This window comes from Paenibacillus sp. FSL H8-0034 (assembly GCF_038000305.1).
Classification (GTDB): Bacteria; Bacillota; Bacilli; order Paenibacillales; family NBRC-103111; genus Paenibacillus_S.
Genome location: NZ_JBBOBS010000001.1, coordinates 6939936 through 6963357, shown reverse-complemented (window position 1 = coordinate 6963357; position 23422 = coordinate 6939936). Strand labels below are relative to the sequence as shown.

The 23422-nt window shown below is 46.3% G+C and carries 20 protein-coding genes and 1 riboswitch; of the genes, 16 read left to right on the top strand and 4 right to left on the bottom strand.

Going from position 1 to position 23422, the window contains the following annotated elements:
* The first annotated feature begins 19 nt into the window (after positions 1–19).
* From NST47_RS31120 to NST47_RS31090, 7 genes are all read left to right on the top strand, one after another.
* Positions 20–1102: a site-2 protease family protein gene (locus NST47_RS31120; RefSeq protein ID WP_341158600.1), complete on the top strand. Its 1083-nt coding sequence runs from the start codon at positions 20–22 to the stop codon at positions 1100–1102.
* A gap of 36 nt (positions 1103–1138) precedes the next feature.
* Positions 1139–2332: an aminotransferase class I/II-fold pyridoxal phosphate-dependent enzyme gene (locus NST47_RS31115; protein ID WP_341158599.1), complete on the top strand. Its 1194-nt coding sequence runs from the start codon at positions 1139–1141 to the stop codon at positions 2330–2332.
* A gap of 115 nt (positions 2333–2447) precedes the next feature.
* Positions 2448–3530, top strand: coding sequence for a Gfo/Idh/MocA family protein (locus NST47_RS31110; RefSeq protein WP_341158598.1), 1083 nt, complete (start codon positions 2448–2450; stop codon positions 3528–3530).
* Positions 3531–3557: 27 nt separating this feature from the next.
* Positions 3558–4577 carry a Gfo/Idh/MocA family protein gene (locus NST47_RS31105; RefSeq protein WP_341158597.1) on the top strand — a complete coding sequence of 340 codons (1020 nt, stop codon included), beginning with the start codon at positions 3558–3560 and terminating at the stop codon, positions 4575–4577.
* A 188-nt stretch (positions 4578–4765) separates the two neighbouring features.
* Positions 4766–5704: an AraC family transcriptional regulator gene (locus NST47_RS31100; protein ID WP_445667492.1), complete on the top strand. Its 939-nt coding sequence runs from the start codon at positions 4766–4768 to the stop codon at positions 5702–5704.
* Positions 5705–5756: 52 nt separating this feature from the next.
* Positions 5757–6563, top strand: coding sequence for a ferric iron reductase (locus NST47_RS31095; RefSeq protein WP_341158596.1), 807 nt, complete (start codon positions 5757–5759; stop codon positions 6561–6563).
* A gap of 210 nt (positions 6564–6773) precedes the next feature.
* On the top strand, positions 6774–7091 hold the full coding sequence (locus NST47_RS31090) for a cupin domain-containing protein (RefSeq protein WP_240421415.1): 318 nt from the start codon (positions 6774–6776) through the stop codon (positions 7089–7091).
* Positions 7092–7337: 246 nt separating this feature from the next.
* Here the strand turns inward: NST47_RS31090 and NST47_RS31085 are convergent, their stop codons facing one another.
* Entirely contained in the window at positions 7338–7634 is a 297-nt protein-coding gene (locus NST47_RS31085) for a DUF3055 domain-containing protein (RefSeq protein ID WP_262687158.1), read from the bottom strand.
* Positions 7635–7820: 186 nt separating this feature from the next.
* Between NST47_RS31085 and ilvD the strand changes: the two genes are divergently transcribed.
* Positions 7821–9506, top strand: a complete 1686-nt coding sequence (gene ilvD, locus NST47_RS31080; RefSeq protein WP_341158595.1) for a dihydroxy-acid dehydratase — start codon at positions 7821–7823, stop codon at positions 9504–9506.
* 115 nt (positions 9507–9621) lie between these two features.
* Here ilvD and NST47_RS31075 read toward each other — a convergent pair whose 3' ends face one another.
* Complete coding sequence (locus NST47_RS31075) at positions 9622–9918, bottom strand: hypothetical protein (protein WP_076236352.1); 297 nt, start codon at positions 9916–9918, stop codon at positions 9622–9624.
* A gap of 127 nt (positions 9919–10045) precedes the next feature.
* Between NST47_RS31075 and NST47_RS31070 the strand changes: the two genes are divergently transcribed.
* From NST47_RS31070 to NST47_RS31045, 6 genes are all read left to right on the top strand, one after another.
* On the top strand, positions 10046–12349 hold the full coding sequence (locus NST47_RS31070; RefSeq protein WP_341158594.1) for a helix-turn-helix domain-containing protein: 2304 nt from the start codon (positions 10046–10048) through the stop codon (positions 12347–12349).
* Between the two features lie 244 nt (positions 12350–12593).
* On the top strand, positions 12594–13565 hold the full coding sequence (locus tag NST47_RS31065; RefSeq protein WP_240416438.1) for an ABC transporter permease: 972 nt from the start codon (positions 12594–12596) through the stop codon (positions 13563–13565).
* 244 nt (positions 13566–13809) lie between these two features.
* Positions 13810–14685, top strand: a complete 876-nt coding sequence (locus tag NST47_RS31060; protein WP_341158593.1) for a carbohydrate ABC transporter permease — start codon at positions 13810–13812, stop codon at positions 14683–14685.
* Between the two features lie 70 nt (positions 14686–14755).
* Positions 14756–16327 (top strand): extracellular solute-binding protein, encoded by a 1572-nt coding sequence (locus NST47_RS31055; protein ID WP_341158592.1) that lies wholly within the window; start codon positions 14756–14758, stop codon positions 16325–16327.
* Positions 16328–16341: 14 nt separating this feature from the next.
* Positions 16342–17535, top strand: a complete 1194-nt coding sequence (locus NST47_RS31050; RefSeq protein ID WP_341158591.1) for an oligogalacturonate lyase family protein — start codon at positions 16342–16344, stop codon at positions 17533–17535.
* 172 nt (positions 17536–17707) lie between these two features.
* A complete protein-coding gene (locus NST47_RS31045) occupies positions 17708–18721 on the top strand; it encodes an HRDC domain-containing protein (protein ID WP_341158590.1) in 1014 nt (337 codons plus the stop codon).
* A gap of 109 nt (positions 18722–18830) precedes the next feature.
* On the opposite strand, the gene NST47_RS31040 is transcribed toward NST47_RS31045, so the two are convergent.
* Positions 18831–19262, bottom strand: a complete 432-nt coding sequence (locus NST47_RS31040; RefSeq protein WP_341158589.1) for a universal stress protein — start codon at positions 19260–19262, stop codon at positions 18831–18833.
* Between the two features lie 170 nt (positions 19263–19432).
* Positions 19433–20368, bottom strand: a complete 936-nt coding sequence (gene corA, locus NST47_RS31035; RefSeq protein WP_341158588.1) for a magnesium/cobalt transporter CorA — start codon at positions 20366–20368, stop codon at positions 19433–19435.
* 496 nt (positions 20369–20864) lie between these two features.
* Positions 20865–21005: riboswitch (SAM riboswitch) on the top strand.
* 106 nt (positions 21006–21111) lie between these two features.
* Here corA and metA point away from each other — a divergent pair.
* Together metA and NST47_RS31025 are read left to right on the top strand one after the other, a co-directional pair.
* Positions 21112–22038, top strand: coding sequence for a homoserine O-acetyltransferase MetA (metA, locus tag NST47_RS31030; RefSeq protein ID WP_341158587.1), 927 nt, complete (start codon positions 21112–21114; stop codon positions 22036–22038).
* Positions 22035–23225, top strand: coding sequence for an aminotransferase class I/II-fold pyridoxal phosphate-dependent enzyme (locus NST47_RS31025; RefSeq protein WP_341158586.1), 1191 nt, complete (start codon positions 22035–22037; stop codon positions 23223–23225). Before metA ends, NST47_RS31025 begins: the two co-directional genes overlap by 4 nt.
* Positions 23226–23422: the final 197 nt, after the last annotated feature.

Sequence of the window (23422 nt, the reverse complement as noted above, 5' to 3'; positions counted from 1 at the left end):
TTATAGAGGAGCGTGACCGTTGTTGCAGCGTAAGAAAAAAAATAATAAAAATCCCTTCTGGCTGCTCGGATCCGGGTTAGTATTTTTATTGGCGCAAGGCAAGTGGCTGATTGGATTATTAAAGGTCGGTAAGTTCGGCGGCGTGTTTGTATCCATGCTGATTTCCATTGGTGCTTACGCCTTGCTGTTTCCCTGGAGCTTTGCCATCGGGTTCGTACTCCTGATTTTTGTACATGAAATGGGGCATGTGATTGCTGCCAAGCAAAAAGGCTTACCCGTTTCAGCACCTATGTTCATCCCGTTTCTGGGGGCCATGATCACTATGAAGCGCCACCCGAGGGATGCGGTAACGGAAGCATATGTGGGGATTGGCGGACCCGTACTTGGTACAGTGGGGGCATTGGTCGTGTTTGGCCTGGGCTATTATTTAAATAGTCCGTTCCTGTATAGCCTGGCGCAGGCGGGTTTTCTGATCAATTTGTTTAATTTGATCCCGATTCATCCACTGGATGGAGGAAGAATAGTAACAGCAGTCTCCAGATGGCTGTGGCTGGTTGGCTTGATCGGGGGTCTGGTACTGATCATCTACAACTTTAATATTATTTTGTTAATTATTTGGGCGATGTTTGCTTACGATTTGTATAACAAATATGTCAAGCATCGGAAAACAGGCAGTGAACCTCGTGCCATTGCAGCGAGCTTTTTGATTCCGGCAGAGCCGCTAATCGAGCAGGGCTACCTGATTCCAGGTGAGGAGCATAAGCGTGAGCTGCCATTCCTGACCTACTCGGATCTGGAAGGACAGCAATTTGTAGAGGTCAACTGGGAAGGCTTGAATTTCCATGGAACTATTGCGCTCGGAAGACAAGCTTTGATCCGCCGCACACAAGTAGTTCGATTGGAACGGTTGAAGAAAGAGGATGGACTCTATTTGATGGTTCATATTCAGGTCGACTACGAGCCTTTTGAAAATGATAAATATTATGAAGTGCCAACAGCATCCCGTTGGAAATTTGGAATCGCCTATTTGGGGCTTGCCGGATTTTTATATGGCATGATGACATTCGTGCAAAAGCTGAGTCACGCTTCATCAGGGTTGTAAGGTTATAAGAGTTACTTAAGCTTATGGGAGGCATATATGAAACGATTTCAATCACAGCGGTTATCCTTATTGGGTTCCGCTATTTTTTCTGAAATGGCACAGTGGAAGGAAGAGGTTATTGCCAGTGGTCTTGATGTGATTGATCTGGGTATCGGCAGTCCGGACCAGCCGCCTTCAGAGCGGATCATGCAAGCCATGGAGCAGGCTGTCCGCAAGCCTGAGAATTATGGATATCCTACCTCTGAGGGAAGCTTGGCTTTTCGCGAGACAGTAGCGCGATGGTATCAATACCGGTTCGGCGTACAGCTGGATGCAGCGAAAGAAATTATCACATTGATGGGCTCGCAGGATGGTCTGGCCCATTTGGCGATGGCGGTTACTGATCCAGGTGATGTGGTTCTGCTCCCGGACCCTGGTTATCCAATCTATGCAGGAAGTCTTGTGCTGGCGGGCGTCACTCCCTTTTTCCTTCCGCTTAGAGAGGAACATGATTATTTGCCTAAGCTTGAGGACATCCCAGAGGAAATAGCTCGTCAAGCCAAATTTATATTGCTTAATTATCCGAGCAATCCTTTATCGGCGGTTGCGCCGCGGCATTTTTTTGAACGGCTGGTCGCTTATGCGAAGCAATACGAGCTGTTGATTGTGCATGATCTTGCTTACTCGGAGCTGGCATTTGATGATTTTCAGCCTATCAGCATTTTGGAGATCGAAGGCGCAAAGGAGGTAGCTGTCGAGTTTCATTCTTTGTCCAAAAGCTTTAATATGGCTGGCTGCCGAATCGCCTTTATGGTAGGTCAGCCCGATGCCGTCCACGCGCTTCGTCTGCTGAAATCCAACATCGATTATGGGGTGTTTAAGGCTGTGCAGGAAGCAGGCATTGCCGCTTTGGAGGAGGATATGGAGCAGGAGCATTCGGTTGCTGCCCTGTATGAGAAACGTCGCGATATCGTGATTGACGGGCTTGCTGCTGTTGGCTGGACCATACCCAAGCCCCGAGCAACGATGTTTATTTGGGCGCGTATTCCTGAGGGCTGGACTTCTCGACAAATTTCCCGGGAAATGCTGTATGCGGTTGGTGTGGTGGTCATTCCCGGAGATGCATTTGGTTCAGAAGGTGAAGGCTATGTTCGTATTGCGCTGGTGCAGGATGAAGACAAGCTGAACGAGGCTGTAAGGCGTATAGGTCAGTTTTTACGTAAACGACCTGTGTACAATTCTATTCAATAGATACTTAAAGATGTCATAAAATCATACTTTTAGTTGTCATTAAATTGCAATTCAAACTTCGATCTAAACATGCTACTATGTAACCAAGTCATTATTTTATAGGAGGCATACATACGTGTCGAATGTAGTAAAAGTAGGAATAATCGGTTGTGGAGGCATTGCCAACGGTAAGCATCTACCAAGCTTGTCCAAGCTGGGAACAGTTGAGCTTGTCGCTTTTTGTGACATTGTTGTGGAGAAAGCCCATAAAGCAGCTAAACAATATGGTGTCGCAGGAGCTAAGGTTTATGAAGACTATACCGAGCTGTTAAAAGACGGTTCTATTGATGTCATCCATGTGTGTACACCGAATGATTCGCATGCTGAAATTTCCATCGCGGCTTTGGAGTCGGGCAAGCATGTTATGTGTGAAAAACCGATGGCTAAGACGGCAGCTGACGCTCGTCGTATGGTGGAGGTTGCCAAACGTACAGGCAAGAAGCTGACCGTTGGCTACAATAATCGTTTCCGTCCTGACAGTCTGTATTTGAAGCAGGTTGCTTCGAATGGTGATTTGGGCGATATTTATTTTGCCAAGGCCCATGCGATTCGTCGTCGCGCTGTACCTACATGGGGTGTGTTTTTGGATGAAGAAAAGCAAGGCGGAGGTCCGCTGATTGATATTGGTACACATGCTCTGGATTTGACGCTTTGGGTGATGGACAACTATGAGCCGAAGGCTGTTCTCGGTACTACTTTTCACAAATTGTCGCAAAAAGAGAACGCTGCCAATGCATGGGGTTCATGGGATCCGAAAAAATTCACAGTTGAAGATTCGGCCTTTGGCATGATCACGATGAAAAATGGCGCTACGATCATTCTCGAATCCAGCTGGGCATTGAATACGTTGGATGTGAAGGAAGCCAAATGTACCTTGAGCGGTACTGAAGGCGGAGCAGATATGGAAGACGGCTTGCGCCTGAATGGCGAAAAGCATAGCCGCTTGTATAAGAATCAAATCGAGCTGGGCACAAAAGGCGTGGATTTCTATGACGGCAAGCAAGAAAGCATGCAGGATACCGAGCTTCGTCTGTGGATTGATGCGGTCATCCATGATACGCAGCCGATTGTAACGCCCGAGCAAGCATGCGTCGTTTCGGAAATTTTGGAAGCTATTTATGAATCCGCAAAAACTGGCAAAGCCGTTTACTTCGAATAATAAAGCAAGCTAGAGGAGGAAGCAGTCTTGATCAACGTTGCTATATTAAGCTTCTGGCATGTTCATGCCAAAGACTATACACGTGATGCTACCGAGCATCCGGATACGCAGGTTGTCGCATTGTGGGACGAAGATGCTGAACGTGGACGTAAGGAAGCGGCAGAACGCGGCTTCAAATTTTATGAAAATTTGGATGAACTGCTGGCACAGCCGGACATTCAGGGCGTTGTCGTGGTAACGCCTACGAACGTGCATCGCGATGTTATCATTGCGGCAGCCAAAGCAGGCAAACATATTTTCACAGAAAAAGTCGTTGCTACAACGCTTCATGAGTGCAATGAGATCCTCGCAGCTATCGAGGAAGCGGATGTCAAGCTGACAGTGTCGCTGCCACGCTTGAACGAGTACTACACACGGGCTGTACAGGATATTTTAAGCCAGGGGCTGCTTGGTGATGTGACGTTGGTTCGTACCCGACTTTCTCATAACGGAGCCATACCTTCAGAGCGGGCAGCGAACGGCTGGCTTCCTGAACGCTTCTTTAATCGGGAGCAGTGCGGCGGCGGAGCCATGATCGATTTGGGCTGCCATCCGATGTATTTGGCTCGTTTGTTTCTTGGACTTCCCGAGAGCATCAGCGCCAATTATGGTTATGTGACCGGCAAGGAAGTTGAGGATAATGCGGTTTCCGTACTGCGTTACGCGAGTGGTGCCTTAGCCGTCGTTGAAGCGGGCTTCGTTAATGCGTTCTCGCCTTTTGTCATCGAAGTACATGGTACTGAGGGAAGTCTGCTGTATTCTACGCACGATAACAAGCTGCTGGTTCGCAGTACGAAGCAAGGACCGGATGTGAAGGAGTGGCAGGTTCAAACCGAGCTTCCAGAAAGCAGTCCTATTGCATTCGCCCAATGGGTCAGCCATATACAAAATGGAACAACAGCTGATGAAAATATTCAGCTTGCTCTGGACCTGACCCGTTTGATGGAGGCTTCGAATCGATCTTCCCAATCGGGTGCTGCATTCAAGCTGAGTGATTTGGCTGAGTAATCAGACTCATAGATGCAGTAAAGAAACCTTGGTATATCACAAAAAGAAAGGCTTGTGCGTAACTGGTGAATCAGCCAGAGTCGCGCGGCCTTTTCCCATTTATGGTTGCTCAGATGGAAGGAAATGAGGAGGTAAGTAGTTTGGAGATACATGGAAGATCGACCCCCAAGCCATACCCTTACGAGCTTATGCTGGAGCAGGGACATGCACTGGATCGCCTGGATGTAGAGTTCCGCTGGGGCCATTATGGAATTCGTATGCTGAGATTTCATCATACGACCTTTAGTCCAGGCAAAATAGTATCCTTCCATAAACATTCCGAATTTGAATTCCACTACATTCCCCGGGGCAAGGGCAAGGTCATTCTCGGAGAGGTTCCTTATTCGCTGCAGGAAGGCATGCTCTATCTGACCGGTCCCAATCTGGTGCATTACCAGGAGGCGGATGCTCTTGAAGCGATGGATGAGCTGTGCCTGCATATCGATATTGTCAAGCTGGACCATGATGAAGCTCCAAGAGAAGAAGGCTCTGAAAGTGAACCGTCCTGCGATTGGGGACGCCGTTCGGAAATTGCCGAAGCCGAGGCCTGCATCCAACAGCTCAAGCTCCTGCCTGCCAAACCGGTGCTCGATCAATATCGGGCCATGGAATGTTTTCTGAACGCCTATCGGGCGTGGTACGAGAATCAGCCTGGGCTGTTTACCGTAATCAAGCAGTCGATTATTCAGATTCTTTTGCGTACAACGCGCGCTTATGCATCTGGACCACAAACGGATATTCCATCGCGTAATATGAAGCAATATCGTTATAAACTGGCTGTACAGTTTATCAAGGATAATTATATGGAGCCGCTGACACTGGAGGTTGTTGCGGAACGTGTGCAGATTAGCCCGCGCCAGCTGCAGCGGATTTTTCGTGACCATACGGGAGGTACGTTCAGCGAATATATCGAGCATGTGCGTCTTACGCATATCTGCAATGAGCTGAGCCTAAGCGATCAAACCATTGATCAGATTGCATTCCAGAACGGGTTTTCCAGCGCCAATTATTTGCATTATGTGTTCAAAAGAAAGCTGGGATCGACTCCGATGAAATATAGAGATCAACATCGAAGATTGACAACATAAATGAGAACTATTATCATTTATTCAACGCTTTATTTGAATGGGGTGCTTGATAATGGGGAAGATCGATTTTGATTATTTGGAAAAGCATATGTATGTTGTGAAAACAGAGCTGCCTGAAGCTCTGTTTCGACTTGAGCTTGCTGACCTAGTGGACAAACGCAATGCCGAGCAGTTGATTGAGCAGTACGGACCTGTGCTAAAAGCGATGAAGCCAGAGGTTGCGGCCACTTATTTTTCGTTATGGTTCGCCTGGGTCTGTGCAGCGCTTCAGTATACGATCTCCCATCATGATGCTGCCTATAACCTGTCACTGCATAATCTGAGCGGGCAGGTGCATTTGGTCAATAATCGTCCGCGCTGGGCGTTTCATCTCCATGATTCCGACAGCTTGTCTGTACCCTGTACGGATAGACATGATTGGAGGAAGCAGGTGCTGAGCTCCTTTTACGCGAATGAAGTAGCTCCGCTGATGTCGTCAATCGCGGCTGCTGTTGGAATTAATGCTGGTCAGCTCTGGGGACAGCTCGCTACGCGTCTTCATTACGCTTATGATACCTGGCAGAAAGAGGCCGAGACCGATCAGCTGCGACATACAATCGGGGAGGATTTTAACTTTCTCCGATACGGGCTTGCTGCAGAAGTATTCGGCAGGAAAAAGAATCCGTTTGACATCCAGTTTCGTCATATCGATAATCCGCGTATCCCGGGAGAAACGATGCGGATCAAGGCCTCATGCTGTCTTGCCTATTTGACGGATACAGGCCATGGCTATTGTTATTCCTGTCCGCGTATGGGGGATGAAGAGCGTATGGAGCAGCGTATGAAGATTGAAGCAACCTTGCTGGCGTCTGGCAAATAGTTGGATTATAAACAGCCATGCCCTTAGGCTAAATTGATGGGATTAATGATATGGAATTTGTACAAGTGAATATAAAAAAATCCAGCACAATCGCAATTGAGATATGTTACCATAGAATATGGACACGCTTACGAAGATAGTTTTCTTCGAAAACTCTAAAGTTCATGCTTACGAAGTCAGTTTTCTTCGAAAACTTTTAGGAGGTTCACAATGAGCAATATTGGAGTATGGGAAAATGCGGAGCCTGGAGTCAAAAGAAAGATTTTTGAGCCGGGCCAAACGATTATGATGATGGAAGTTCATTTCGAGGAAAATGCCGAGGGCTACGAGCACAGCCATCCGCATGAGCAATTTTCTTACTGTATCAAGGGCAGGCTGGAGTTCACTATTGATGGGCAGAAGCATGTCATTGGGCAGGGTGAAACGATCTACATCCCGAGCAACGCCAAGCATGGCGCCAAGGCAATTGAGCCAAGTATTCTGCTCGATACGTTTACGCCGGTGCGTGAAGATCTGGTAAAACGCTAAATCATCATAGCAAGATCATAAAAGAGCCCGCGGAGGGCTCTTTTTGCAACGTAATACTGAAGATCTTATTAACAAATTCTAGAAGTCTGGTGAATAAGAGCGGAGCGACCAAATGATCCTGGAGAAGCGCAAGCGCTCGCCTTTGAAATCGTGAATAAACCGCTTATTTTCATCCAATTTCACGATTTCAACAGCGATCGGAAGGATATTTGGTCGTGCAGCGGGACTTATTCACCGGACTTCTAGCTAAAGATCCGTGAAGTTGATCGTGCCTACGACCATCGACAGGAAGTTAGCCAGCTCAGCCGCTTCTTCCTCAGTCAGTTTATATACATGCTCCAGATAGCCTTCTTCATCCAGATCGTCAGGCCCGATGACAGCGGTACGTCCTGATTGCAGATCGGTAATCAGCTTTTTTCCATAAAAGCGGTTCGTTGATGTGATCGCCAGGTCAAAACGGTGCATGGAAAGATCACCAACAAAACAAACAAAGCGTGTACGTGTATCCTCTTGAGAATCGTATAATAGATCAAATTCTGCCATTACTGCGGGTCACTCCGTTCTTATAACTGCCATTGTACAATCGATTATACATGAAGAAGCAGATACGGGCAAAAGATCATTAAGGGATTTTGGCACATATCGTTTTCATTTGCCGCCAAACATGATAGAATTTATAGAATGCTAAAAAATTCGCACCTGATTATATACTAGGAGGTTTCACATCCAATGTCCAAACCAAAAATGAGAAGCGATATGATTAAAAAAGGCTTCGACCGCGCACCGCACCGCAGCTTATTGCGTGCAGCTGGTGTTAAAGAAGAAGATTTCGATAAGCCGTTTATCGCGGTATGTAATTCCTACATCGATATCGTTCCAGGTCACGTTCATCTTCAGGAATTTGGTAAAATCGTTAAGGAAGCTATTCGCGAGGCGGGCGGTGTACCTTTTGAATTTAACACCATCGGTGTAGATGACGGGATTGCCATGGGTCATATCGGTATGCGTTATTCCTTGCCGAGCCGTGAAATTATTGCGGATTCCCTTGAAACTGTAGTTGCAGCCCACTGGTTTGACGGTATGGTCTGTATTCCGAACTGTGATAAAATTACACCGGGTATGATGATGGGCGCTTTGCGTGTGAATATCCCGACGATTTTTGTCAGCGGTGGCCCAATGAAAGCCGGTAAAGATAAAAACGGTAAATCAATCTCGCTTTCCAATGTATTTGAAGGCGTAGGAGCGCATCAAGCTGGTAAAATTGACGATCAAAGTCTGCTTGAGCTTGAGCAATACGGATGTCCGACCTGCGGTTCATGTTCGGGTATGTTCACTGCGAACTCGATGAACTGTCTGGCTGAAGGCTTGGGTCTGGCTCTGCCGGGCAACGGTACGATTCTGGCAGTTGCTGAAGAACGCAAAGACTTCGTTAGACAATCCGCTGCGCAGCTGATGGAAATTATTAAATTGGATATTAAACCTCGTGATATTGTAACCATCGAAGCTATCGATAACGCATTTGCTCTGGATATGGCAATGGGTGGATCTACGAATACTGTACTTCATACATTGGCTTTGGCACATGAAGCGGGTTTTGAATATCCGATCGAGCGCATCAACGAAGTAGCTAACCGTGTACCGCATTTGGCTAAAATCGCTCCAGCTTCCGACTATCACATCGAAGATGTGCATAACGCAGGTGGTGTGAGTGCAATCATCAATGAGCTGCTCAAAAAGCCAGGCGCCCTGAATGGCGATTGCATTACCGTTTCCGGTAAAACACTGCGTGAGAATGTAGCTGGCTGTGAAATCCTTAATAAGGATGTTATCCATCCATTGGATAATCCGCATTCCGAGCGCGGCGGCTTGGCAGTATTGTTCGGTAATCTGGCTCCAGATGGCGGAATTATTAAAGTGGGTGCGGTTGATAAAGAAGTGGGCGGCAAGCATGTGGGTCCTGCTATTTGCTTCGATTCCCAAGAAGAAGCTTTGTCTGGTATCGCTAACGGAAAAGTCAAAGAAGGCCACGTAGTTGTCATTCGTTATGAAGGCCCTAAGGGTGGACCGGGAATGCCGGAAATGCTGGCACCTACTTCACAAATTGTTGGGATGGGTCTTGGAGCGAAGGTTGGTTTGATCACGGATGGTCGTTTCTCAGGAGCTTCCCGCGGGATCAGCATCGGTCATATTTCACCGGAAGCGGCTGAAGGTGGTCCGATTGCTTTCGTTGAAGACGGAGACATCATCGAGCTGGATTTGATCGAACGCCGTATTGAGTTGAAAATTTCCGATGAGGAAATGCACCGTCGCAAGTCCAACTGGAAAGGCTTTGAGCTGAAAGTGAAAACAGGCTACTTGGCCCGCTACTCGAAGCTTGTTACTTCCGCAAGTACTGGCGGCGTCATGAAGATTTAATTTGATAGCACTCGTATATATGGCATCATAGCAAAACATCTGAAAACGGCAGCAGAGAATGTCCATGACACTCTCGCTGTCGTTTTTGTTTTCGGATCATCTGAATCTATTGGAATCAAGACTCGATTTGCCCGTCATCTTCCACGTCATGTGTAGGATGGTCGCCAGGATAATCGCGGGACAGACCTGCATGCAGCTCACGATTTTCATAGGTGAAACGGTTAGGCGGGCGTTGATCTCTGCGCCATGGACTGCTTTTGCCAAGAGATTCTGTTAGATGTGTTGATCCATAGGGGCCTTCCGGGAATTCCTCGGCGGTGAGATCATTTCTTTGGGATTCGACAGTTTTGAAATCCGTATATCGATTCCGATCCTCCTCAATAAAACCCTCTTGATTCGTTTCTATACCCATCATGGTTCCCCCCAATTGTCCAAAGTATCATTTTAGGATGACCACCTCTGTATAAAAAAATTCTTGAGTTACAAATACAATTTATGTCATGATAGTACAACGACTTACATAAAGAGGTGAGGGTGATTTGTTAAAAGGGAGATTTTTTCGCAACAGCCTCATATTGATTTTATTAATTTCTAGTATTCCAGGTGTTATTGTGGGCTTTATTATTTATTGGATGGGTGGGGACCGTCTGGAAAATGAAATGCTGCAGCTGCATAAGAGTCAAATCTTACAAAGAGCCGCTAATGTCGATGACCAGTTCACCTATCTGGAAAATTCGCTTGCCCACTGGGCATTCGATCCCAAATTTAATAGCAGCCTGAAGGATGTTAATTTTTATACGGAGTTTGAAATTGCCCGTGATGTGACCAAGACATTGGGTGTTATGCAGGGTTCAAGTCCACTGGCCAAGCAGGTGGAGCTGTTCCTCAATGGCGTGCAGCCAATCCGTTTTTATCCCGAGTATGATGTGATACAGAACAGAACATTCATGGATAGTTACATCGAAATGCTATCGCAAGGAAAACTGGTTTTTTGGTCCGATCTCCCCGCCGATCCGGGTATAGTGGATGCAACCGATTTGACTTTAGTTCATAAACTGCCAGGTGTTAATTTTGAACCTTTTGGTGCCCTGCTGGTTCGTGTGGACAAAGAGAAAGCATCCAATCTATTGAAAACGCTAACACCGTACAACGTAGGTGAAACCTTCATCATGCAAAATGATGGAAATGTGCTTCTATCCAGCGCAGGAACAGCAAATTCAATCGGCTTTGACGAGGTTCTGAGGAACGAGGTGATGAAGGGAGGAGCCCAAACCGGTTCCTTTCTGTACGACTGGAAAAACACGACCTATACGGTTTCCTATGGCACGTTTTCGCGGGTTGGTTCGGACTGGATCTATGTCTCGGCTTCACCGATTAATGCGATTACGAAACCGGTTGTGTTTATTTCCAAGCTGATTCTCTCCGTCAGCTGCACCGCACTGCTGCTGGCATTCATCCTGTCTTGGCTGGCATCCCGCAAAATTTATTCACCGATTGATCGATTGATCCGTTTGCTCACGGCTAACAAGCTGTTTGTGGACAGTACGAACGAGCACACGGATGAATTTAAAATGATCGAAAAGGAATGGCTGCATTTAAGCAGAGAAAGCATTACCCTGCAAAACAAGCTGGAGCAGCAGCTGCCTCATGTGAAGGAAGGCTTCCTGCTACAATTGGTGCAAGGCTTTCTGTATGCCTATTCGGAAGAAGATTTGAAGAAGCGGATGAGAAACTTTGACTGGATCGTGGACGACCAGCAATTTCAGGTGATGCATATTCAATTGACCGGCTTTGAAAATTTAGAGGGCAGGTTTTCATTGGGTGACGAGGGTCTGGTTACGTTTGCTGCGGCGAACATTATTGAAGAGCTGGCGGCGAATCGCTTGGAACAGGCCAGTACCGTCAACTTTCACGATTTATCGATCGGTTTGCTTATCATTGTCTCTCCAGATCGGCCGTTTACAGACAAGCTGCAGGCGTTTAGCGAAGAATTGATGCATACGATCAATCATATTTTAAAGCTGCAGGTTTCCATAGCTATCGGGAAAACGACACCCTTGATTGCCCAGATCCCTTTTCGTTATGAGGAAGCCAAGCAAGCCTTGAGCTATCGCAATTTTGAAAATGAAAATCAGATGCTGGATCTGGAGACGCTGGAAGTGAGTGAAGAAATGAATGAGCTGCGTTACCCGTTTGTACTGGAGCGTGAAATTATACAAATGCTGCGTACAGGTCAGCAGCAGGAGGCTGAGCACACGATTATGCAGTTTCTGGAGGAGCTGTTGGAGCGAAGGGCCAAGGAAATTGATATACAGCAGGGAATGCTTCAGCTTCTGGGCAGCATCCTGCATGCCATTCGTCACTCCGGTATGGACCCGAGCCGGGTGTATAAATCAGCCAATCTGTATGAACAGCTGACGCAGATCCGTGAGCCGCAGAAGATGTTGAACTGGTTTAATGCCAAGGTCATACACCCTTTTGTGAGAGAGCTGGAGGCTCGTTCCGATGTGCAGGTCAAGAAGGTTGTGGAGTCGGCAATGATCTATTTGCAAAATGAGTATATGAATGAAATTTCATTGGACAGCTGTGCAGAGCATACCGGGATGAACGCCGTCTCTCTCAGCAAATCATTCAAGCAGGTAAATGGGAAAAACTTTATTGATTACTTGACCGAGCTGCGAATAGGGAAGGCTAAAGAACTGCTCCGTGATACTGAGCTGAAAATAAACGATGTTGCCGTGCAGGTCGGGTATCAGCATAGTTATTTTAACCGAATTTTTAAAAAGCAGGAAGGTATAACACCGAGCCATTATCGGGAGATGAGCCGGAATACATACGTATAATCCAAGCTAGAAAACCGTCACAGCCGAGTCTGTTCGACGGTTTTTTGGCGTATCTCTGCAAAAAAGTATTAAAAAATAAGAAAAGTGCAAAGGCTCCGAAGCTGTCCAGCTCGCAGTGAACTAAAAAATCTAAAATTGGAAAAAATGTCCTGACCCTCATTGAGGTCATTTCAAAAAAGTCTGATTGTTGGAAAAGTATGCTGCGAATAAGCTAAGTGGTATAGCGATTGAAAGGAGTAAACATATGGCCAAAGCAACCCGGTCCGATTCGCTTGCAGCCCAAGGACAAGCTGCGGTGAAGGTTCCTTCAAAAAGTCCGCTGTTGGCAAAGCTCAGCAGAGATAAATATTTGCTCCTGCTTTGTGTGCCGGGACTTCTTTACTTTTTTATTTTCAAATACGTTCCGATGTGGGGCGTGCTGCTTGCCTTCAAAAACTATCAGCCTTTCATTGGTTTCTTTGATAGTGAATGGGTCGGCTTCGCTAATTTCCAGCAGTTTTTTCAGGACCCGATTTTTTTCAAGCTGGTGAGGAATACGCTGCTGCTGGGGTTATACGATCTTGTTTTCTTTTTTCCGGCACCCATTTTATTGTCATTGTTATTAAATGAGGTTCGGATCTCTTTGTATAAAAGGTTCATTCAAACGATTATTTATGTGCCGCATTTTATTTCGATGGTTATTTTGGCCAGTATTTCCTATTTGCTGCTCACGACAGAGGGTGGTGCTGTCAATGAAATGGTGTTCAGCCTTACAGGGTACAGGTTTGATTTTCTGACCAGTGAGAACTGGTTCCGACCGCTCATTATTACGCAGAACCTGTGGAAGGAAGTCGGATGGGGAACGATTATTTTTCTCGCGGCATTGGCGGGAGTGGATCAGGAGCAGTATGAAGCCGCTATTGTGGATGGAGCTAATCGCTTTCGTCAGGTATGGCATATTACGCTGCCGGCCATTCGCGGGACGATCATTGTGCTGCTGATTCTGCGTATGGGCAATTTCCTTGATCGGGGCTTTGAGCAGGTGCTGTTGATGAGCAACGCGCTGAATCGGCCTGTGGCTGAGGTATTCGATACCTATGTGTACACGCTCGGGATAACGCAGGGGGCGTTCAGCTACAGTACGGCGGTTGGATTGTTTAAAGCTATTATTGGTATTATTTTGGTTTTCACGTCCAACTATTTGGCTAAGCGTTCTGGGCATTCGGGGATATTTTGAGGAGTAATGATTAGGTTCGCTGCACGACCAGAGTGTTCCTACGATTGCTGTTGTTCACGAATTTCTTTCATTGAATAAGGAATTTAGAGGTAGAAATAAGCGAACAAAGGCACCGCTTCGCTATCTCCAGCACACTCCGCTCGCTCCGCTCATTAATCATAACTAAAATGTTTAAGTTGCAAAAACTTGAAGGTTAACGCTAACGAAGATAGTTTTCTAAGAAAACGCTAAGGAGGTTGCAGCTATGCGGCACAGCAGCTTGGGCGGCAAATGGTTCGATATCGCCAACTATTCGTTTCTGGCATTGGTGGCGTTCTGCATGATGCTGCCCATTATGTATATTGTGGCAGGCTCATTTGCATCGGAAATCGAAATCGGCAGTCGATCGTTTTTTCTGATTCCGCAGAACATCACGTTTAATGCTTATGAGTACGTGTTCAAGGATCATACCTTGCCACGCAGTTTGTTGGTATCCGTATTTATTACGGTAGCGGGTACTCTCGTTAATTTGTTCTTCACCTTTACCTTCGCCTACGGCTTATCGCGCAGGAACATGCTGGGTCGAAATGTGATGATGAATATGATAATTTTCTCGATGGTATTCAGCGGCGGGATGATTCCGACTTATTTGGTCGTCAAAAACATGGGGCTGCTCAACTCCTACTGGGCCGTGATGCTTCCTGTAGCGATCAACGCATTTAATCTGATCGTCATCAAGTCTTTTTTTCAGGAAATCCCGAATGAGCTGATCGAATCCGCACGGATGGACGGCTGCAACGATTTGGGTGTGTTATGGCGGGTTGTGCTGCCTTTATCGAAGCCGGTTATTGCTACGTTTGGCCTGTTTTATGCAGTGGGTCACTGGAACGATTTTTTCAATGCGCTGCTGTACTTAAGTGATTCGAAGATGTGGCCGATGCAGGTTCTGCTCCGACAGATGATTTTGCTGGCTTCAGGCTCACTCGATATGTCGACTATGGATCTGACTTATGTGAAGCCTCCTGATCAATCGATCAAGATGGCCGTCGTCGTTGTTGGCACGCTACCTATTTTACTGGTTTATCCGTTTATTCAGAAGCATTTTGCCAAGGGTGTCCTGTTGGGTGCTGTCAAAGGGTAGAGCTTCGGGTAGATGATCCTCATAGCTCAGCATGCAATTCCAGTTCGATCCAAAAGGGAGGAAATATCGTATGAAATGGGTTCAACAACCACAACGTTCATTGTTTGCTTTGACCAGTATGGCTGTAACCGTAAGTGTTATCGCAGGCTGCAGCAGCTCTCCCGCCGCACCTCCGGCCAGTGCTCCGGCTACCCCAACGGCATCAACTGCCAAGCCGGGTGACGCCCCCAAGACGGCAGAGCCGCCTTTCAAGCTCAGCATCATGCTGAAAAGCTATTCCAATGATAACGCTTCTGCGGAAAGCAAAGTGTGGAAGCAGGTAGAGGATTATACGAACACCAAGCTGGATCTGCAGTTTGTTCCTGATGCTTCCTACCTGGACAAGATGAACATTACGTTGGCATCCGGTTCCATGCCTGCCGCTATCTTTGTGGTGAATGTGAAGCTTCCATCGGTTGCCAATGCGATTAAAGGCGGCGCTTTCTGGGAGGTGGGCCCGTATCTGAAGGACTATCCGAATTTGAGCAAGGCCAATCCGACGATTTTGAACAACACCTCGGTAAATGGCAAGTATTATGGTCTGTATACGACCCGTCCCATTGGACGCATGGGTATATCCTACCGCAAGGACTGGCTGGATAATCTGGGAATGGCCGAACCCAAGACGATTGATGACTTTTACAATATGCTGAAGGCTTTTACTACCAAGGACCCGGACAAAAATGGCAAGGATGATACCTACGGCATGGTAGTGACCAAATATTCCGGTCCATGGGATATTATGCAGACATGGTTTGGGGCGCCTAATAAGTGGGGTGTGAAGGACGGTAAGCTGGTTCCTGCCCATCTGACTACCGAGTATATGGATGCACTTAAATTTTACAAAAAATTGTATGACGAAAAGCTGATCAATCAGGACTTTGCCGTATATGATTCTGCCAAGTGGAATGATCCGATAGTGAACGGAAAAGCCGGAGTTGCTGTTGATGTAGCAGACCGATCCTATCAAATCGACGAGAAGCTGAAGACGGTTGATCCCAAGGGAGCGATAGATATCATTGGCGCTGTGAGCGGTCCAACAGGGCTTCACAATCAACCGACGACCGGTTATGCAGGTGTATTCCTCATATCCAAATCTGCTGTCAAGACAGAGGCAGAGCTGAAAAAAGTTTTGCAGTTCTTTGACAAGTCGAACGATAAGGAAATGCAGGCTCTGCTCGGTTACGGTATTGAAGGCACGCATTACAAAATGGACAACGGCAAGCTGGCTCCACTCTTAACGATTAATGACAATATGGCTCCCGATATTAATAACAAAAACTTGAATCAAATATCCTTGCAAATTCCTTATATTATCCCTGATTTGTTCCCACCCGCTACACCGCTTCGCATTAAGGCAAACAACGTGATGAAAGAAAATGAGAACATTATTGTGTCCAACCCTGGAGAACCGCTGACTTCGGCCACCTTCACCCAGAAGGGAGCTCAGCTGGACCAGATTGTAGAGGACGCGCGTATCAAGTATATTGTCGGCAAGGTCGATGAAGCTGGCTTTAAAGCGGATATGGAGCTGTGGAAAAAAAGCGGCGGTGACGATTACACGAAGGAAATGAATGAAGCCTATGCCGCAATTAAAAAATAAAGGGGGAGATCCGATTGATTCTTACCAGTGGAGCTAAAGGAACAATATGGCCTTCGGAAAGGCGCAGCTTTCAGGATCAGTTAACGGGGGTAACCGTGACCCAATTAACAGATTATCGCTCTCACAGCTTTCATATTTATTTTACGAATAACGGTTTTTACGGGGAAGGCAAGCTGCTCTTTGGTTCGGACCGCGGGAATGTCACAAATCTGTTCAGTTTGGATCTGCACACTGGCGAAATGACCCAATTGACCGATCTGCAGCGTGGTTTGGCTTCACGGATTCAGGGGACGTTTCTCAATCCGACTCGTTCTGAGGCTTATTATTATTATAACGGGACGATTGTAGCCATTGATTTGCAAACGCTGGAGGAGCGTACGCTGTACACGGTTCCGGATGGATATACGTTTGGCAGTATGAGCTGTACCTCCGATGGCAATAAGCTGTGTTTTGGTCTCAACGAGGATTTGTCAGGCCGTATCCATATGGATATGTCCAACGGTTATGCAGGGTTCGAAGCGTACTTCAGTGCGAAGCCGCATTGTATGATTATGGAGGTTTCGACTGTAAGTGGCGTGGTTCAGGTGCTGTATGAGGATCAGCTGTGGTTGGGTCATATCAATACCTCCCCCACGCAGCCGAACCTGCTTACCTTTTGCCATGAAGGTCCATGGGATATGATTGATCATCGCATCTGGGTGTTCGATATGAATTCCGGTCGTCATTGGAAGGTAAGGGACACAAAGGCTAATGAATATGTGGGTCATGAGTATTGGATGAAAGACGGTATCCATATCGGATATCATGGCTATACCGGATCGCTGACGGATCATAACGGCAAAATTATCGGTTCGGTCCACTATGATAATAGTCATGTTGAGGAATACAGCTTTCCATTTCAAAATATGCACGTCCATTCGAATGACTTGAACCTCGTGGTTGGCGATGGACAACAAACAAATGCTTATCATGGGCAGCAGCTTCAGGATACACTCCAGCTATGGAAACATGATGGCTCCGGCTTTCAGGGACCTCGTATTCTTTGCAAGCATCGTGGCAGCTTTCATACACAGAGTCTGCATGTGCATCCGAGATTAAGCCCTGATGGCCGGCATGTGCTCTTCACGAGCGATATGTCAGGCTATGGCAATCTGTACATGGTTGATGTTCCTGAATTTGAGTCACTGCCTGAGCATAAGTTAGACTAGACGTCAAAAGACTGTCTGATGAATAATTGTGGTGACATCACGGTTGTACAGCAGGACAATTTATGATAGTATGGTAATAATTTCAATTCGTCAGGGGAAGCACCTCTCTTACATCTCATGTAGGAGGGTGCTTTTTTTGCGTTTGAAATAACTTGTATAGGAGGGCTGTCGAATGAACTTATTATTTTTAAACAGCTTGGAGAAGCGGGTTTCGGAGGATCGTAGTGTAAGTGCGCAGGTATCGATAGGTGAGAGTCAGGGGAGCTGGTACGTAGGCTGGCAGGAAACAAAACCGGATGGTCGTCAGGTACAGGAATCATGGTTTGAAGGGCACAGCTGGGAAGATATGCTGGCAGCCTTTCGTCACAATATTTTCACCAAGCAGTGTGACGGTTTTCAGCCGTTGCTGGAAGTAGCGATGCTGCCGGAAATTACAGCGCTTGACCGCAAGACAGCACGAATTCAATTGCTGGCCTATTATAGCGAAATTCATGCCAATGAGGAGCTGTATGAAAAGCTGCGGCAGTGGCGTCTTAAGCAAGCCAGCAGAGAAAGTAAGGCGCCATTTCTGGTTGCAACGAACAGACTGCTGCGAATGGTCAGTGTCTATTTGCCGCGCACAATGGAAGAGCTTAAGCAGTTGCCGGGCATGGGTGTTAATAAATCAAATGCTTATGGAGCCGAACTGCTCAGTATCATCCAGGATCAAGAGCGGTCAACTCCATTCCCATTGGATTGGGTTGAAGAGCAAGTAAATTCTGCCGAATTTAACGGTTGGCTGGAGCAGGAGAAGGGACGTAAGCGCAAGCTGCAGGAGAATAAGCAGGAGATCCGCGGCAAGCTATTGGAAGCGATTACCAGAGGCGACGGCCTGGATGCATTAAAAGAGCAAACCCAACTGGAGCGACGCGATTTGCTGCTATGGATTGAGGAGCTGGACAAGGAGGGTTATGATATGGAGCCTTATATCGAGGCTATTCTTCATGATGTGCCTGCTGAAGAGCAGTCGCTGGCATGGTCCGCTTTTGAACAAAATGGCGATCGTTATTTGAAGCCTATTCTGCAAGCTGTATATGTACCGGAGGCGCTGCAAGGCAAGGAATTAGACCGGATGTATGAGTGGCTGAGAGTGCTTCGGATGAAATTTCGCCGCGTACATGCAGAGGAATCGATTGAGGCTGGTTAAGGCCGGCAGTGTGATTAAGTACAACTTTACTGAAATACAAAAAGAGGTCTTCTCCATGGAGAGGGCCTCTGGTTTCTTAAGCTTGTACCTATTCGATATCGGAGCCCGCCTACTTAACAACCAGCACCGGTATTTTCGCATGATGGAGAATTTCCGAGCTGACACTTCCGAGCAGGATTTCTTTAAAAGTGCCAAACCCTCGGCTGCCAACAATAATCAGGTCAGCATGATTAGCTTCCGCGTAATCCAGAATGACTCTTGCCGGTGCCCCTCCATCCAATAAAGTAGCGGAGGTCTTGTCCAGATTCGAGATCCGCAGCTTTGCTTCATCTACGAGTTCATTTGCTGCCTGATACAATTCTGTTTGGACAACGGGAGGACCGGTAATGACGGCATCATTCAGCACCAGATTGGAGACTTGGAATACGTGAACAACCTCCAATTCTGAATCCACAAATAATCGTTTCATCTCGATTGCTTTGTCTAATGCAATTTTTGACGTTTCCGAACCGTCATATGCCACGATAATTTTATTGAACATAGGAGCTCACCTCAGTTAGTAGTATACCCACCTATTACCCTTAAAAACAGGATATGAAGCGAGTTGGTAATCCAAATCGTCCAAAGCGGTTACTTATATGTATGAGAAACTCCTGTGCACTGGAATGAAGGTTCCAGTCACAGGAGTCTATTTGAGAAGCAGAAGTGGGCTCACAGCCATTCTTTTTTGCGAAATAAAACGAACATGGACATACCTATGATAAACATGAAAATAACGGCTGCAATCCCGCCATATTCCCAGTGAAGACCTGGGACGTACTCAAAATTCATTCCATAAATACCGGTAATAAACGTCAGTGGCATAAATATGGTAGTCAGCGCTGTAAATATACGCATAATTTCATTGGCTCGATTGGATAGACTTGACTGATAAGCCTCTCTTAAGTTGCCCATCAGATCGCGAAAGGTGTCGAACGTTTCAGAAATTTTGACGGCATTTTCGTAAATATCGCCAAAATATTTTTTGAGCGGATCGCTGATCAGCTTTAGTTCTTTTTTATTCAAGGTCGAAATCACATCACGCTGTGGGCCCAGCATCTTTTTCAACCATAGAATTTCGCTTCGCAGACCAATAATCTCATTCAAATGGGATTTTTTCGTATGCATCAATATATCTTCTTCAAGCTTCTCGATCTTCGCTTCGATACGATCGCCTACACTGGTATAATTATCGACAACAAGATCTATTAAGTGATACAAAAAAGTGTCCGCAGAGGCAACTTCTTCTTCCCATAGTACCGGCTTCAGGGCACGCAGCTCATTAATCTTTTGACGGGTTACCGTTATAATATAATGCTTGCCAAGAAAAATATTCAAAGCCCTCAGGAAAATTTCTTCATCATCAAAACGAATGCTGTTGACCACGATAAAATAATTGGAGTCGTACAGCTCAATTTTGGGACGCTGCTCCTCTTCCGTCAAGCAGTCCTCGACGGCCAGCTCATGAAGGTGATACAGCGGTTGTAAAATTTCCAAATCCTCGACATCTGCGTCGATCCAGTAGAACCCATGTTCCGGCGCTTCCATGGCTGTCGTAATATCCTCCACCAAAGTGAAAATGCCGTCCTGCACCAAGCGTGTTTTCATTCTGATTCACCTCTTCACATGATTTACTTGAGAGGAAATACAGGCGGAAGAAACGACGCTAACTTCATGCGGACAGCTTTATACCGGGCAGACAAGGTTTTATATAGAGTGGATTTAGGTCCACGTCAAATACGCTTGTGTTGGCAAAGTATTGCTGGGCGCATGAGAATCAGCGGCGTAAGCCAACTGCATTCCTAACGATCTATTCGGTTGGTTGTGAACGTAGATACTACTCGTCGGGTCTCCGTCCATTCGTTGGTTGCACCCCTTTGCTATTGGTGTCGAATACTTGTCTAGTATAAACCTACATGCCTTGCACAGCAAGGTGGAAACGATGAAATTAATATGTTTTTTTGAGCCCTTGATAAAGTATGCAGAATGCCAGCGGAGGTGCTCCTTTTGTGCGGCAGGGGGAATCCGAATATGAAATTTATACGGCGCTCTTGACTTTAATGAGGTTGTAGTAAATAATATAAAGAAAAATATAAAATTACTTTTCTTATCAAGAGCAGGTGGAGGGACTAGCCCGATGACACCCGGCAACCGACAAACCGTTGGCATATCGCGTAAGCGTATGACAGTGGAATGCACGGTGCTAATTCTTGCGGAAGCGAACATAGCTTCTGAGAGATGAGAGAGGACATTGTTATTGATAACAAGGCCTTTCTCGTTCGCGCGAAAAGGTCTTTTTAGCGTCCTTTTGCGTAAAAAACGATTACTTACTCAAGAAGGAGTGAATTACCATGCCTATCAAAATCCCTGATCACTTGCCAGCCAAAGAAATTTTATTGAACGAAAATATATTTGTGATGAGCGAGACCGAAGCCTTTCATCAGGATATTCGTCCTCTGCGTATCGCTATTTTGAACTTGATGCCTACGAAGGAAACAACCGAGACCCAAATTTTACGGCTAATCGGCAACACACCGGTTCAATTGGAATTTGTACTGCTGCACCCGGGTTCGCACACCTCGAAGAATACGTCAGCCGAGCATCTGGAGCAATTTTACAAAACCTTTAATGATGTGCGCAAAGAAAGATTTGACGGCTTGATCATTACCGGAGCGCCTGTCGAGCAGTTGGATTTTGAAGATGTGAACTATTGGGAAGAGCTGAAGCAAATTATGGATTGGAGCACGGAAAATGTGACTTCGACCTTGCATATTTGTTGGGCCGCTCAGGCAGGCTTGTACCATCATTTTGGAGTTCCCAAATATCCATTGGACAGCAAAATGTTCGGGGTATTCCCACACGTAACGAGCAAGCAAAATGTGAAGCTGCTGCGCGGCTTCGATGAGCTGTTCTGGGTACCGCAATCCCGTCATACAGAGGTTCGCAGAGAGGATATCGAGAAGATTGCAGGCTTGGAGATTTTGTCCGAATCACCGGAGGCAGGCGTGTACATCGCGGCTACGCAGGACGGCAAGCATATCTTCGTCACGGGACATTCCGAATATGATGCGTGTACGCTGAAGTATGAATATGACCGTGATATTAATAAAGGCATGGAAGTAGCTGTTCCTAAAAACTATTATCCCAACGATGATCCGACCAAGGAACCGCTCGTTTCATGGAGGGCACATGCCAATTTATTATTTTCCAACTGGTTGAACTATTATGTATATCAAGAGACACCATACGATTTGTATAAAGGGGAGTATAGCATATGAGCAACGAGCAAGATCAGGATAAGCTATTGAAAATAGAAAGCAGATTGGCACAAATCGGTTCACAGGAGGAGCCGGTAACGGGAGCTGTCAGCTTCCCGGTATATCAAGCTACGGCGTTTCGCCATCCGAAGCTTGGACAAAGCACGGGGTTCGATTACTCCCGGACCAAAAACCCGACACGCAAAGTACTTGAGGATGCGATTGCCGAGCTAGAATCCGGAGACGCGGGTTTTGCCTGCAGCTCCGGTATGGCGGCCCTGCAAACGATATTTGCTCTATTCAGTCAAGGTGATCATCTGATCGTATCCCTGGATCTGTACGGTGGCACGTATCGGTTGCTGGAAAAAATTATGTCACGGTTTGGCGTAACTGCCTCTTATGTAGATACCAATGATCTGGATGCATTGGAGTCGCACTTGACCGCGAATACGAAGGCAATCGTAATTGAAACACCAACCAATCCTTTAATGATGATTACGGATCTGGAGCTCGTGTGTAGCTGGGCGAAGAAGAAAAATGTGCTGACAATCGTGGATAATACGCTGTTAACCCCGTTCTTTCAGCGTCCGATCGAGCTTGGGGCGGATATTATTATTCACAGTGCGACCAAGTACCTGGGTGGACATAACGATGTGCTGGCGGGTCTGATCGTAACCAAAGGCCAACAATTATCCGAGCAAATGGCGTTCTTACATAATTCAATTGGAGCTGTATTAGGTCCCCAGGACAGCTGGCTACTGATGAGAGGTATGAAAACATTGGCTCTTCGTATGGAGCGCCATCAATATAATGCGACACGGATTGCTGAGTTTCTATTAACGCATCCTTGTGTGGACTCTGTATATTATCCGGCACTCACCAGCCATCCGGGATATGAAATACAAAAGAAGCAGTCCTCAGGTAACGCTGGAATTTTCTCCTTTAAGCTCAAGGATGCCAGATACGTCGAACCGATTCTTCGCCATATTAAGCTGATTGCTTTTGCCGAAAGCCTCGGTGGCGTGGAGTCGTTGATGACCTACCCTGCTGTACAGACGCATGCTGATATTCCGGTAGAAATCCGTGAAAGAATCGGGTTGGACGATCGTTTACTGCGTTATTCTGTAGGTATAGAGCATGTTGAGGATCTGATTGCGGATTTATCCAGAGCGATTGATTTGGCCCAAGCAGAAATCGAAGGGGCTTGATAACAGAGAAGTTAAGCAGCAGCCAATAATAAGAAGTTGTTATTCTTTGTCGAATAATGACAATTCATGTAGCCGATGGAATGGTAGTTGACATTCATTGGCTATTTTTTTAATATTTGTAAAGAAGTGCTTTCATTTTTTTGCTTTTTTGTATTTACTCTATGTTTATTCATGATATGATCAAAACTAGATAATTG

Coding starts and splice junctions, on each gene's coding strand:
- metA (WP_341158587.1), top strand. CDS start 21,112: ATGCCTATCAAAATCCCTGATCACTTGCCAGCCAAAGAAATTTTATTG.
- NST47_RS31065 (WP_240416438.1), top strand. CDS start 12,594: ATGGCCAAAGCAACCCGGTCCGATTCGCTTGCAGCCCAAGGACAAGCT.
- NST47_RS31100 (WP_445667492.1), top strand. CDS start 4,766: ATGCTGGAGCAGGGACATGCACTGGATCGCCTGGATGTAGAGTTCCGC.
- ilvD (WP_341158595.1), top strand. CDS start 7,821: ATGTCCAAACCAAAAATGAGAAGCGATATGATTAAAAAAGGCTTCGAC.
- NST47_RS31095 (WP_341158596.1), top strand. CDS start 5,757: ATGGGGAAGATCGATTTTGATTATTTGGAAAAGCATATGTATGTTGTG.
- NST47_RS31045 (WP_341158590.1), top strand. CDS start 17,708: ATGAACTTATTATTTTTAAACAGCTTGGAGAAGCGGGTTTCGGAGGAT.
- NST47_RS31090 (WP_240421415.1), top strand. CDS start 6,774: ATGAGCAATATTGGAGTATGGGAAAATGCGGAGCCTGGAGTCAAAAGA.
- NST47_RS31040 (WP_341158589.1), bottom strand. CDS start 19,262: ATGTTCAATAAAATTATCGTGGCATATGACGGTTCGGAAACGTCAAAA.
- NST47_RS31060 (WP_341158593.1), top strand. CDS start 13,810: ATGCGGCACAGCAGCTTGGGCGGCAAATGGTTCGATATCGCCAACTAT.
- NST47_RS31055 (WP_341158592.1), top strand. CDS start 14,756: ATGAAATGGGTTCAACAACCACAACGTTCATTGTTTGCTTTGACCAGT.
- NST47_RS31075 (WP_076236352.1), bottom strand. CDS start 9,918: ATGGGTATAGAAACGAATCAAGAGGGTTTTATTGAGGAGGATCGGAAT.
- NST47_RS31085 (WP_262687158.1), bottom strand. CDS start 7,634: ATGGCAGAATTTGATCTATTATACGATTCTCAAGAGGATACACGTACA.
- NST47_RS31025 (WP_341158586.1), top strand. CDS start 22,035: ATGAGCAACGAGCAAGATCAGGATAAGCTATTGAAAATAGAAAGCAGA.
- NST47_RS31115 (WP_341158599.1), top strand. CDS start 1,139: ATGAAACGATTTCAATCACAGCGGTTATCCTTATTGGGTTCCGCTATT.
- corA (WP_341158588.1), bottom strand. CDS start 20,368: ATGAAAACACGCTTGGTGCAGGACGGCATTTTCACTTTGGTGGAGGAT.